This is a genomic window from Bradyrhizobium campsiandrae (genome assembly GCF_014529705.1).
GTDB lineage: Bacteria > Pseudomonadota > Alphaproteobacteria > Rhizobiales > Xanthobacteraceae > Bradyrhizobium > Bradyrhizobium campsiandrae.
The window spans coordinates 17164-29194 of the sequence record NZ_JAANIH010000035.1; the positions used below are offsets into that span (position 1 = coordinate 17164).

14 protein-coding genes are annotated in these 12031 nt (G+C 62.3%); 5 read left to right on the forward strand and 9 right to left on the reverse strand.

Annotation, left to right across the window (positions count from 1 at the left end; translation table 11 throughout):
* Window positions 1-209 precede the first annotated feature (209 nt).
* On the forward strand, window positions 210-623 hold the full coding sequence (locus tag G8O24_RS24340; protein ID WP_188103761.1) for a DUF3597 domain-containing protein: 414 nt from the start codon (window positions 210-212) through the stop codon (window positions 621-623).
* Between the two features lie 57 nt (window positions 624-680).
* Here the strand turns inward: G8O24_RS24340 and G8O24_RS24345 are convergent, their stop codons facing one another.
* Window positions 681-956 (reverse strand): GNAT family N-acetyltransferase, encoded by a 276-nt coding sequence (locus G8O24_RS24345; RefSeq protein ID WP_188103763.1) that lies wholly within the window; start codon window positions 954-956, stop codon window positions 681-683.
* Between the two features lie 104 nt (window positions 957-1060).
* Here G8O24_RS24345 and G8O24_RS24350 point away from each other — a divergent pair, with 104 nt between their 5' ends.
* A complete protein-coding gene (locus G8O24_RS24350) occupies window positions 1061-1996 on the forward strand; it encodes a tetratricopeptide repeat protein (protein WP_188103765.1) in 936 nt (311 codons plus the stop codon).
* Between the two features lie 15 nt (window positions 1997-2011).
* Here G8O24_RS24350 and G8O24_RS24355 read toward each other — a convergent pair whose 3' ends face one another.
* The 3 genes from G8O24_RS24355 to G8O24_RS24365 form a co-directional block, all read right to left on the reverse strand.
* Window positions 2012-2287, reverse strand: a complete 276-nt coding sequence (locus G8O24_RS24355) for a GNAT family N-acetyltransferase (protein WP_188103767.1) — start codon at window positions 2285-2287, stop codon at window positions 2012-2014.
* A gap of 11 nt (window positions 2288-2298) precedes the next feature.
* Window positions 2299-2811: a DUF3828 domain-containing protein gene (locus G8O24_RS24360; protein ID WP_188103769.1), complete on the reverse strand. Its 513-nt coding sequence runs from the start codon at window positions 2809-2811 to the stop codon at window positions 2299-2301.
* 92 nt (window positions 2812-2903) lie between these two features.
* The gene (locus G8O24_RS24365; RefSeq protein WP_188103771.1) at window positions 2904-3275 is read right to left on the reverse strand and encodes a hypothetical protein; all 372 of its coding nucleotides are present in this window, start codon (window positions 3273-3275) and stop codon (window positions 2904-2906) included.
* A 94-nt stretch (window positions 3276-3369) separates the two neighbouring features.
* On the opposite strand from G8O24_RS24365, the gene G8O24_RS24370 reads away from it, so the two are divergent.
* From G8O24_RS24370 to G8O24_RS24380, 3 genes are all read left to right on the forward strand, one after another.
* Window positions 3370-3867, forward strand: coding sequence for a hypothetical protein (locus G8O24_RS24370; RefSeq protein WP_188103773.1), 498 nt, complete (start codon window positions 3370-3372; stop codon window positions 3865-3867).
* 105 nt (window positions 3868-3972) lie between these two features.
* Entirely contained in the window at window positions 3973-5580 is a 1608-nt protein-coding gene (locus G8O24_RS24375) for an acyl-CoA synthetase (protein ID WP_188103775.1), read from the forward strand.
* 9 nt (window positions 5581-5589) lie between these two features.
* Window positions 5590-6450, forward strand: a complete 861-nt coding sequence (locus tag G8O24_RS24380) for a PCC domain-containing protein (RefSeq protein WP_188103777.1) — start codon at window positions 5590-5592, stop codon at window positions 6448-6450.
* Window positions 6451-6510: 60 nt separating this feature from the next.
* Here G8O24_RS24380 and G8O24_RS24385 read toward each other — a convergent pair whose 3' ends face one another.
* From G8O24_RS24385 to G8O24_RS24405, 5 genes are all read right to left on the reverse strand, one after another.
* A complete protein-coding gene (locus G8O24_RS24385; RefSeq protein WP_188103779.1) occupies window positions 6511-8583 on the reverse strand; it encodes a DUF1217 domain-containing protein in 2073 nt (690 codons plus the stop codon).
* Between the two features lie 889 nt (window positions 8584-9472).
* Window positions 9473-10114 (reverse strand): HAD-IA family hydrolase, encoded by a 642-nt coding sequence (locus G8O24_RS24390; RefSeq protein WP_188103781.1) that lies wholly within the window; start codon window positions 10112-10114, stop codon window positions 9473-9475.
* A 108-nt stretch (window positions 10115-10222) separates the two neighbouring features.
* Entirely contained in the window at window positions 10223-10822 is a 600-nt protein-coding gene (locus G8O24_RS24395; protein ID WP_188103783.1) for a YcxB family protein, read from the reverse strand.
* A 203-nt stretch (window positions 10823-11025) separates the two neighbouring features.
* Window positions 11026-11589 carry a DinB family protein gene (locus G8O24_RS24400; protein WP_188103785.1) on the reverse strand — a complete coding sequence of 188 codons (564 nt, stop codon included), beginning with the start codon at window positions 11587-11589 and terminating at the stop codon, window positions 11026-11028.
* Between the two features lie 48 nt (window positions 11590-11637).
* The gene (locus tag G8O24_RS24405) at window positions 11638-12024 is read right to left on the reverse strand and encodes a barstar family protein (protein WP_188103787.1); all 387 of its coding nucleotides are present in this window, start codon (window positions 12022-12024) and stop codon (window positions 11638-11640) included.
* Window positions 12025-12031: the final 7 nt, after the last annotated feature.

Here is a 12031-nt window from a genome sequence, read left to right on the forward strand (position 1 = left end):
CTGAAAGCGAAGCCTACGCCGATTTCCGAGTCCTGTCCCTCACGCTTGGGTGAGATTCGATGCCGCAGTGCAACCTCGATGACGTCATTCGGTCGTCATTTCGCCGCAGATAAGCTCATGCTGCTTGCGGGTCGCGCGTACAGCGCAGGCGCAATGCGGAAACTTCATTTATAAGGGTCCTCCAACAGGATCCTTTTCGGGGAGCAGACATGAGCATTTTCGGGAAAATCATGGGCGCAATCTTCGGCAGCCATGCGGCTTCCGCTGCGCCCGCCGGTGGCGCACCCGCGGGCAGCGCCCCTGCAGAGGCCGCGCCGGGCGGATCGGCGCCAGCGTCCGCACCTGCGGCCGCACCGGCAGCGACCGTCGATGTTGCTGCGATCGTCGACAAGGCGGCCGCCGCCCACAAGGGCGAGAGGCTCGAATGGCGCACGTCGATCGTCGATCTCATGAAGGCGCTCGACGTCGATTCCAGCCTTGCTGCGCGCAAGGACCTTGCCAAGGAGCTCGGCTACACCGGTGACACCAACGACTCCGCCAGCATGAATGTCTGGCTGCACAAGCAGGTGATGTCCAAGCTCGCCGCCAATGGCGGCAAGCTGCCGCCTGAAATCAAGCACTGATCGACGGCTCGGTCGATGGATGCCTGGGGGCCCGCGTTGGAGCGGGCCCTTTTGCATTCAGGCGACGAGATCAGCATCCTCGGGATGTTTCTCGAGATAGTCGACGACGAAACCGCAGCCAGCGATCACCTTCTTGCCGTCGTGACGGATCAGTTCCAGCGCGCCCTTGATCAACTCGGACGCAAGGCCGCGGCCGCGCAGCGCACGCGGCGTTTCCGTGTGAGTGATGATCACCGCCGATGACGTCAGCCGGTAGTTGGCGAAGGCGAGCTCGTGGCCGACGTCGAGTTCGAAGCGGCTCCTGTCCTTGTTGTCGCGTACCGCTACCGTCATTCGAGGTCCTTCCGAGGCCATGCTGATCTGTTGATCTAGGCGCCTGAACCCTCGCTTGCCAAGGCGCGACCAAGGGAGGTTGCCGCAGGGGAGATATCTGGAAAATGCGCGTCCCGCTCAGCCTCATGGCCATGCTCGTCGTGCTCGTCCCGACAACGCCGGTACCGGCCGTAGCCGAGGGCGGTCCGGCGTGGGAGGCCTGTGTCGGCCCCGCCAGCACGCCGGATGAAAGGGTGAAGGCCTGCTCGACCGTGATCGACACCAAGAGCGAGACCGGCCGGAGGCTTGCCGGTGCCTATTGCAACCGCGGTCATGGGCTGACCGAGAAACGGGAGCTCGAGGCGGCGCTGTCCGACCTCGATGAGGCGGTCAAGCTCGATCCGACCTATGCCTGCGCCTTCAACAATCGCGGTCGCGTCTACAGCTTCAAGCGCGACTACGATCGCGCCATCGCCGACTACGACGAAGCCATCAAGCTCGATCCGTCGCTGGCGATGGCCTACGGCAATCGTGGCGAGTCCCGCTACAACAAGGGCGACCTCGACGGCGCAATCGCCGATTTCGACGCGGCGATCAAGCGCAATCCCGGCTATGCCACCGCCTACGCCAATCGCGGTTACGTCTACGCCCGCAAGCACGACACAGCGCACGCGCTGGCGGACTTCACCATGCGGATCAAGCTCGCGCCCGACGTGCTCGCCTATATTGATCGAGGCAACGTCTATCGCGACAGCGAGCAGCTCGACCGTGCAGCCGCCGACTATGGCGAGGCGATCCGCGTCGCACCGACCGATGCCCGCGGTTGGCGCAATCGCGGTATGATCCGGCTCTATCTCGGCGACAACAAGGGTGGGCTCGCCGATTACGACAAGGCGCTGCAATTCGATCCGGCCGACGTTTTCTCCTGGAACAATCGCGGCCAGGCCCGAATGCGGCTTGGAGAAAAGCAGGGCGCGATCGCCGACTTCCGGAAGGCGCTGGAGTTGAAGCCGGGTCTGCAGACGGCGCAGGAGGCGTTGAAAAAGCTTGGAGCGTTGTGAGGGACCGGGTCTCGCTTACGTCTTCACCAGGCCCTGATAGTCCGGATGCTTCTCGATCCACGCCTTCACGAACGGGCATTGCGGGATCAGCTTGAGGCCGCTGGCGCGCACCTGGTCGAGGGCGCCTTGCACCAGTCTTGAGCCGACGCCCTTGCCGCCAAGCTCTTTCGGCACGTCGGTATGCTCGAATGTGATGACATTGCCGTCGAGCTTGTAGTGCTCGGTCGCAAGGTGGCCGTCCACCTCCAGCTCGTAACGGTGATGTGCCTTGTTGTTGATGACGTCGCTCATGAAATTTCCGATCAGCTTTTCAGCGAGTCCGATAGCATCTTGCGGATCGACCAGGCTTCGCCGTCGGAGGTGCCCTTGATGTCGTCGATCTTCCAGCTGCCAGCTTCGCGCACGAAGTCGTAACGCACGACCTGGTCTGCGGGTTTGCGGTCGTTGCGGTGCCCGGTGATGGTCACCGCGAGCCTCGCCTTGTCGGCCTCCGTCTTCTCCGCGTCAACCTTGAACGACTTCACGTCGGGTTCCTGCGAATTGGTGACGGGATCGAAATCGATCGGTCCGACGTCGCCCTTCGGCGTGTGCGCATCCGCCTTGGCCCATAGCGCGACCAGCGCCTTGGAGAAATATTTCGCCTTCGCCGCCTTGCTCTCGGTGACGAAGGCTGCACCGCCGTCGCCCTTGCCCTTGGCGGCACGGGTGTAGATCGCAGTCAGGATGGCTGCGGGATCGCTCGGCGCGGGCGCTTGAGCCAAGGCGGGCGCGGCGGCGAACAGAGAGGCGGCAATGAGGGTGCGGCGGGTGAGCATGAAGCGTTCCTGGAATGACGGCGCGGGACGTTAGGCCGGAAGGGCCGGTGTCGGCGCGGTACCTCTATAGACCGGCGCAGGCCCGGTTCGGTTCAATCCGCCGCCTTGGCAAGGCGCGAATCTTCCGGCTGCTGTTTCGGGGGGAGGCAGCCCTGGCAGATGACGAGGGAGCGATTGACCTTGGCGTCCTGCGCGGCCTCGATGCCGTCCTGGGTCTGCCACCACTCCTTCGAATAGGGCTGGAGTCCGGCTTGCGAGCTGGCGCGGTCGGATCCGGCTGCGGTGCGCGTTGTCCGCGATGGCCCGGCGGCGGGGCGCGGCTGGTTGGGATCCTCGCCGCCGGCACCGTCCCAGGCGTATCGGGCGGGCTTGAAGGCGGGATCGGAGACCAAATGGGCTTGCGGGCCCATTGCGCATCCGGCAAGCGCCAGCGACAGCAGGAGGAAGGCGGGCGCTTTGATCATGATGTGGCACTCTGTACGCGAGAACGGAGGAAGGTTGCGCCGATCATGTTTAAAATTCCCTGAACGATCGCGACCGTGCCGGCGACCAACGCGCATGCGCTATTTGATCCTCCCGTTCGTTCTGCTGGCTGTTGCCGCGCATGCCGATGAGGCGAAGCCGTTTGATCCTGCCGACTATCCGGCGGCCGTGCAGAAGGCGCTGCACTACGCCAATCAGGAATGCGACAGCCAGGGCGGCGGCGCTGTGACGTTCGCACCCGACACGGTGCGCAAGGTTGACCTGACCGGAGACGGCCGCGACGATTACATCGTCGATTTTCGCGATACCAAATGTGGCCAGCGCGAGAGCACCTATTGCGGAACCGGCGGCTGCGTGCTGGATATCCTGGTGACGCGGCCCGACGGCAGCATTCGCTCCGTGTTCGACGGTTATGTCCGCAGCTACACCATCGTCGCCCCCGCGATGAAGCAAGGCTCGGCGCGTGTCATCCGGTTCGATCTGCATGGCAGCTATTGCGGCGGCTTCGGAGCGCAGGCCTGCGTCAAGGAAATGGCAATCACGCAAACGCCTTTCGCGTTCAACAAGCCGTAGGGCAAATGCGCGACCGGCGGTCTTGCTACCGCGCGGCCGATGGCGATAAATGGGCTGCAATGAGCGGACGGCCCGCGTGCCGTCTGCCGCCGAAGAGGAAGCCCGATGCAGCCGCTCCGCATGTCCCGCCGTGTCATGAATCTCGCTTACATGCTGACGCAGAATGCGCGGCGGCATGGCTCGCGTCACGGTTTCGTCTGGGGTGAGAGGTCGTGGACCTGGCGCGAGATCGACGCGCGGGTCTCGGCCCTCGCGGCGTCACTCGCTGCGCGCGGCATCGTCAAGGGGGACCGCATTCTCGTCCATTCCAAGAATGGCGAGGAGATGTTCGTCTCGATGTTCGCCGCGTTTCGGCTCGGCGCGGTCTGGGTGCCCACCAATTTCCGCCTGATGCCCGATGAGGTCGCCTATCTCGCCCAGGCCTCGGGCGCGAAGGCGTTCCTGTGCCACGTCGACTTCCCTGAGCATGCGGCGGCCGTGACGGGCAGTGCGCTGGAATTCACCTGGAGCATCGATGGCAAGTCCTCCTTCGGCGAGTGCTCGGTGGCCGAGGCTATTGCTGCGCATGCCGGCCAGGTGGTCGAGAACGTCGCGGTCGAGCACGACGATCCCTGCTGGTTCTTCTTCACCTCGGGAACGACGGGCCGCTCCAAGGCGGCGGTGCTGACCCACGGCCAGATGGGGTTTGTGGTCACCAATCATCTCGCCGACCTGACGCCGGGCGTGACGGAGGCCGATGCCTCGCTGGTGGTGGCGCCGCTGTCGCACGGCGCGGGCGTGCATCAGTTGGTGCAGACCGCGCGCGGCGTCTGCACCGTGCTGCTGCCGACTGAGAAGTTCGATATCGACGAGGCGTTCCGCTTGATCGAGAAGCATCGCGTCGGCAATCTCTTCACGGTGCCGACGATCCTGAAGATGATGGTCGAGCACCCCGCTGCCGACAAATACGATCATTCCTCGCTGCGCCACGTCATCTATGCCGGCGCGCCAATGTATCGCGAGGATCAGAAGGCCGCGCTGAGGAAGCTCGGCAAGGTCATCGTGCAATATTTCGGGCTCGGCGAGGTCACCGGCAACATCACCGTATTGCCGGCTGCGCTGCACGATCTCGAGGATGGGCCGCATGCGAAGATCGGCACCTGCGGCTTCGAGCGCACCGGCATGCAGGTCTCGATCCAGGACGACGAGGGACGCGAGCTGGGGGCGAACCAGAGCGGGGAGATCTGCGTGATCGGGCCCGCCGTGCTCGCCGGCTATTACGACAACCCCGAGGCCAATGCGAAGGCGTTCCGCAACGGCTGGTTCCGCACCGGCGACCTCGGCCACATGGACGAGGAGGGGTTCGTCTACATCACTGGCCGTGCCTCCGACATGTACATTTCCGGCGGCTCCAACATCTATCCGCGCGAGATCGAGGAGAAGATTTTGACCCATCCCGCGGTGGGCGAGGTTGCCGTGCTCGGCGTCCCCGATGCGACCTGGGGCGAGGTCGGCGTCGCCGTCTGCGTTCCGCGCGAGGGCGCAAAGGCCGTGAGTGAGGCCGAGATGGCGGCGTTCCTGTCGCCGAAGGTGCCGCGCTACAAGATGCCGAAGCGCTTCTTCTTCTGGGAGGCGCTGCCGAAATCCGGCTACGGCAAGGTGCCGAAGCGCATGGTGCGCGACGAGCTCGAGGCGCGCGGGCTGCTCGATCTCGACACGACCAAGACGGGCTGAACGGGCGCAATGCGAAGCATCAAGCAGCCGGGTGCGCCCGTCACCGAGCGGATCCAATGGGTGGAGGCGAGGGGACGCGCCTTCTCGTTCACGCTTCAAGCCGGCCTGCCGTTGCTCGAAGCCGCACGCCGCGGCTTTGCCGCGGAAGGTTTTGCCGGCGGCGTGTTGAATTTCACCAGCGGCGCGCTCGGACCGTTCGGCTATGTGATGCCGGCGCTGTCGAAGACCGGCGAGAACGCGGCGTTCTACAGCGACACGTATCGGCCCGCGGGTGTGACGCGCACAAGGCTCGGCAGCATGACGCTGGGCTCGCGCGACGGGGCGCCGTTCTTTCACTGCCACGGGCTCTGGACCGAAGCGGACGGCAAGGCGAGCGGCGGCCACGTGCTGCCGGACGAGACCGTCGTCGCTGAACCGTTCGAGGTCCAGGCCTTCGGTATCGATGGCGCGATGTTCACCGCGGAGCCGGACGGCGAGACCAATTTCAAGCTGTTCGGGCCTGTTGTCTCGGCAAGCACGGGCGCGCGCACGACAAGCCGCGCCTTCGCCCTGCGGCTGCGCCCCAACCAGGATTTTGCCGGTTGCCTCGAAGCTTTCTGCCGCGCACGCGGCATCGCGCGAGCGAAGATTCATGGCGGCGTCGGCTCGACCGTCGGCGCACGTTTCAGCCATGGCGGCGTAACCGAGCCGTTCGCCACGGAGCTTGCGATCACCGCCGGAACGATCGGGCCGGGCACATCGGGCGTGCTGGAGGCCGTGCTCGACGTCGCCCTGATCGACTACACCGGCGGCCTTGCCGAGGGACGGCTGGTCCGCGGCGACAATCCCGTGCTGATGACGATGGAGCTTGTGCTGGAGGTTTTGGCCTAGCTTGCAACAACGACTTGCGTCGCCTCCCTCATCCACGGGCCACGCCTCTGCAGCCCACGATCACCATGGGCCGGTGCGCATCTTCGCCATGGCGAGGTATGTGGAGTCACTGAAGCCAGACGTTGTCCCCGAGCTTGATCCCTGGAAGAGGTCGAGCACGGGCGAGTAGGTCTGGCTGGCGTTCTTGGCGTCATACATGGCGGAGAAGCGGCTGAGCAGCTTTGAAAGCTTGGTGGGATCGGAGAGATCCTTGAGATTGAGGTATTTCTCAACGATCTTGGCTTGCTGATCGATCTGCATCGCAGCCATCTGGTCCGGCAGATCGAACGTGGTTCGAAACACCTCCGAAAGAGCCTTGTCGGCAAGGATGTCGTAGGCCGAGTTGATGTGTCCGGCCATGCGCTGGAAATACAGCGCCAGACGCACGCCGGGATTCGCATCGCCCTGCTGCTGCTCCAGGCTCTGCTCGAGATAGTTCTTCTGCGTTGCCAGGAATTGATCGCGCTTTTGCGGCCCCATCGTCGGAAGGCGCGCGACGTTGCCCTTGCTGTCGAAGTTGAACGACGCCACGATCTCGGAAAAGCGGGGATCGCTTTGCGTGTTCACGAAGCTCTTGGGATCGTTCAGATCGGAGGCGAACATCTTCTTGAGATCGGCGGTGCTCACTTTCGCAGGGTCCAGGCCCTTGGCGACGAGAACGAAGTCGATCAGCTTCCTGTTCGCGAGCAAATCGGAAACGCTCTTGATGTCGCCGATCGCCTGTTGATAGTCCGATGCGTCCTTCTGGGCCTGAGCCTTGATTTTCGGCTGGTCCTGCGGGCTTGCGAATTTCAGCTTGCCAAGGACGTAAGCTCTGGCGATGTCGAGGATCTCGGCCGAACCCTGCGCCGTCAGCGGCGTCGTCAGATTGCCCTTGGCGTCGAAGTTGAACGCGCGTGCCAGCTTGACGTATCGATCGTCCTTGAGCGTATAGACGTAGCTCTTGGGATCGTTGAGGTCGCTCTCGAGAGCGGACGTCACGGTGGATTGCGAGACTTGCGTGGGATCGAGGCCGACGGCTGCAAGCGCAAAATTGTACGCGGTGGTGTTGGACATCAGCCCCTGGACCGACGTCACATGGGGAATGATCTTTGCGAACTGCCCGATCACCACGGCTTCCTGCAACGGGCTTGCCGCCGCATAGACGGCCGATTTGCTGTCGTCGAAGTTCTTGTTGGTGAGCGCAAGGTTTGCAGCTGACTGCGCCGGTGTCCCCGATGGAAGCGATCCGTCGGCTGCAAATTCGAATGCGCCGGCCAGATCCACGAACCGGCTGGTGGTCGCGATGGTGTCGTTGGTGCTGGAGATGGTGCTCGTGGTCGTCTGCAGGCGGTATTTTTCGACCAGTATCTGAACCTTCAAATGATCGACGTCGGCCCCGGGCTGCGACAATTGCGTCGTGTAGTCGGCAATCTTTGCGCTGGCGTCGGCTGCATCCGATTTGGCCTGGGCAAGCTGGGCGTTGAGGCCATTCAGCTTCGAGGTGAAGGTGACATTGACGTAGCTGTTCGGATCCGCGGGATCGCTGGACAAGACCTGCTTGATCGTGTCGCGGGACCATTTGCTTTGGTCGATGCCGAATGCCGAAGCGACGTAATTGCGAAGACGATCGTCGTTGAGGAGCTGGTCGACGCTGGTCACGCCGCCGATCTTGGCATTGTAGTATGTCGTGTCGGCGGCAATTGCGTCGACGTTGCTCTTCATGGTGGCCGTGTACAGCCCTATCATGTCATCGGTCTGGTTGGCCGATTGCGCGACCTTGGTTTCGCCGCCGGCAAAGGAAAAGGCCGCGGCAAAATCCTGGTAGCGCTTGTCGATCAGCGTATTGGCAAAGCTCTTGGGATCGGAGAGGTCGCTCTGCAGCACCTTCTTCATGAACGCCTTGGCGTAGGCCATGTCTTCCAGGCCATAGGCTTTCGTGACGTAGTGATACAGGCGGTAGTCGTTCATCAGGTCGTCGACGCTGTGCACCTTGCCGATATTGGCCTTGTAATAGGCGGCTTCGCGCGAGACGTCCGATTGCTGCGCCACCCGCGTCAGGGACTGAGCCAGATTGCGCGCGACGTAGCTGTAGTTGAAATAGGTGGACACCATGGGGGATTCCTGACGGCTCGGCGGGACTTGTCGACGGATCTTTTTGGCGAGGTCTTGGACGTCCGTCAGTCATTGCCGGGTCGCAAGGCAGACAACTGGCCTCATGCCAGTACGCAGAAATATTGTTTCCAATCATTACTGCGATTCTGGGCGACACCCCCAGGGATCGGTTGCGCCCAACCGCCGCATCGCAAGCCCCGCGCAAGGGACAGCTTCGGGCAAGCTTCGTCTGGTAGGCAATTTGAAATCGCGGACATGCTTCAACGTCCTCGCGGCTGATCTCGCCCGAGTTTTGCTCTGCAACGTCACCCTCATCTGAAAGAGGGCGCAGGGAAGACCGGGTGCCAGGCTGGCACCCGCGGTCCACTGTGCGATAGGTTGCGCTACAAGAGGCTGCACAGCGGCATACAGGTGAAGCCGAAACATCCGGCCTTCCCTGCGCAGTGGTTTGACGGCTTATGTCGTGATCTCCCCGGGGAGCGATGCACTATTGCCCCCGTCGTCTCGCGGATGACTGATGTGCATGTCCGGTTGGACATCGCACATCACCACGAGCCTTGGCGCACAGACCCGGGCGCCAGGACCACACGATTTTGCCGTACGCAGTCACACCGGTCGTTTGCGCGAGGGTCTTGCTCACGGTTGCCCGCCCTGCAAGATCCGATCGCGCCGATGTGACCCGCGCCCACCACCGTCCGGCCCGCGTCGTGACGATCGCGATACGCCCCTCTTCCATGGGCCGGGTTGCCGCCACACTTACGCGATTTCCGAAATTCGATAAAGCGGAATATTTTTGCCGGCGTCCATTGCCCCAAGGCTGGCGTGTTTTGCCCGTCAGGCAACGCAAGGTCTAGAGGGCGCGAGCCGCGCTCCCGCCGTGCCGCGCCTGTCAGGCGCTTGCCGGCGTCCGGCAGATCGCCGCCGCGATCTCGCCCATCTGCGCGAACATGTAATCGGGTGCAAGCGCCTGCAGCGCCGCCGGCGCGGCATAGCCCCAGCTGACCGCACCGCAGGCAATGCTCACTGCGCGCGCCGCCTCGATGTCGCGGACTTCATCGCCGATTGCGATGACGTTCTCCGGGTTGACGCCGGCGCGGCGGATCACCCGGCGAAATTTTGCAGGCTTGCCGAACAACGACGCGGCGCAGTCGAAATGCGCGAACAGCGCAGCGGACGCGCCGAGTTTCTGGCGGGCATTGACCTCGCTGTCCGACGTCACCAGCGCAAGCTGCACGCCGCACTCCGCCAGCGTTCGCAGCATCGCCTCCGTGCCCGCAAACAGCGAAATCTCCGCGGCCGCTTCTCCCTTCAACCGCCGCGCATAGCGCGCAATGGCCGGCAGCTTCCACACGGGCACTTCAAGTCGGCTGAGAATCTCCCGCGTCGAGGCATGCCTGAGCGACTCGACATCCTCATCCCGCACGCGCCGGAAGCCGAAGCGATCGGCAACATCGTTGATGGTGCGCAGGAACCACGGGAAGCTGTCGACGAGCGTGCCGTCGAGGTCGAAGATGGCGAGGGAATAGGGCACTGAGTCCAAATCTCTGAGATCGCCGGCAGCGTGGTCCATTATGTGGTTGTCACGCGCGAGTCCAGGACAGATGAGACACGGCTCCGTTCTCGTCACATGTGATGTAGGCTAGTTCTCAGCCAGCGTGGCCGATGCGGATGTAGTAGATGCCGACAACGCCTTAGCTCGCCGCACATGCTCGCTGGCCCATTTCGTGAATGCAGTGCGCGCTGAAGTGTCGGCGAAAACTCGGGCTGGAATATAAAAACCCTGTCTCGAATTATACCATATCACCACGATGGTCTCAGAATCTTCGACCTCCGCGATTCCATCCCAACACATCCGGCTTTCGACGTTGGGCGTTCGAACGATGATTGAGAAATCGTCAAAGACAACATGCCACCTCATTTCGCCAATTTGGTCGAGCTCGAACATTCTGTCGAACATTCGACGCGCGGGCCAGATCGACATGAAAAACATGTAGAACTCGCCGAGTACGAAACTGAGTATCGACATAAACATAACGCGCGGTGTGAGCCACCCCCGATCCAGGGCAATGTATCCCGAGGTGACGACAATAACGAACGCGACGACTGCAACCATCCGGTGGATACGGCGATCGAGGAAAGTCTTGAGTTTCTTGCCAACAAGAGTTCTGAAGAGTTTGTCTTCGTCCTTGGTGACTTGAAATTCGAATCGCAAATTGGAAGGAGCTATTTCGTCGATCAAGTCGAACCTCCAGTGAGGCCGGAAAGTATAGCGATCGTTCCTAATTTAACCAGAGGTTGTCTGGTGTCCATGACATGCTTGTACCCGATCTTCTCAGCGATCCGAGAGGTGGCCATGCATGGGTTCTTGGTCGTTGATCCAGTTGATGCTCGGTTAAAGTCCGGCTTATAGCGCCTGCATATCCGGGCATCGAGGCAGCGCCTTTAGTCTTTCCACACCGTCTCCTCGGTCCAGCCAAGTCCGGTGAACTCGGCGGCCCGAAGCGGCGCTTCTCCCTCAGCAAAGAACTCATCGAGTTGGGGCGGCGCGACGTTCGTGTCCGACAGCATGGCGTGCGCTTGCCCGCGGTGATGAATCTGATGCTGGAACAGATGCATCAGCAGCCGGTCGCGGCGTTCGGTCTGGACGCGCGTGTCGCGGTTGATCCGGACCGAGCCGTCGAGAAGCTCTGGCGTCAGCGCGTCGCAGATGGCGAGCAGGCGCCTGTCCATTGCGGCTTGGGCAGGCTTCAATTCTGAGGGCGAGGGATACGGCACCTCGTTTGCCCAGGCTCGTGGTCCGAGCCAGCCGCCTTCGAGCGCATCGATGTAGAAGAGATCGATGACGTAGATGTGGTTCAGCGTGCGCTGGAGGCTCGGGAAGAAACCGGTCCGCGCGGCTTCGAAATCGGTCTGGGTGAGACCGGCGCAGGCCGTGAGCAGGCGATGGTTCGCCCAGGCATTGTTGTGGGCGAAGGCGCGGAAGGTTTGAACGAGGCCAGCGGACATGTCGGTCTTGCTCCGAGATCAGCGCCAATCCACAGGCACGTTTCGATCCTACAAGATTTTGCTGGATCGAAGTAGCCACAAGACCTGGTCTCGGTATTGGGCGGGAAACACGATCGAAAGCGGATGTTGCTTCGATTTCGACATCTTGCGGGCGGCGCTGTTCAGTATCGCAACGTAGACAATCGCGTTCCGCACATCATCAACGAGCGGCAGGTCGTCGTGCTTCACGAGAACCCGGCCCGTTGGCAACCAGGATAGATCACAGATGCACTCCTCGAGGGCATCCCAATTTCCTCCAAAATAATCTGGAAATCTGAGCTGCGTCGCGATCGTGGCTAGAAGCGCTGTCTTGTGCGCGATCTTCCGAGGGACGTTGGCGCGTACGGTAACGTCAGAAGATGAGCCATCATCTCCAAATTCGAAACCGTCCGGCATCGCGTCG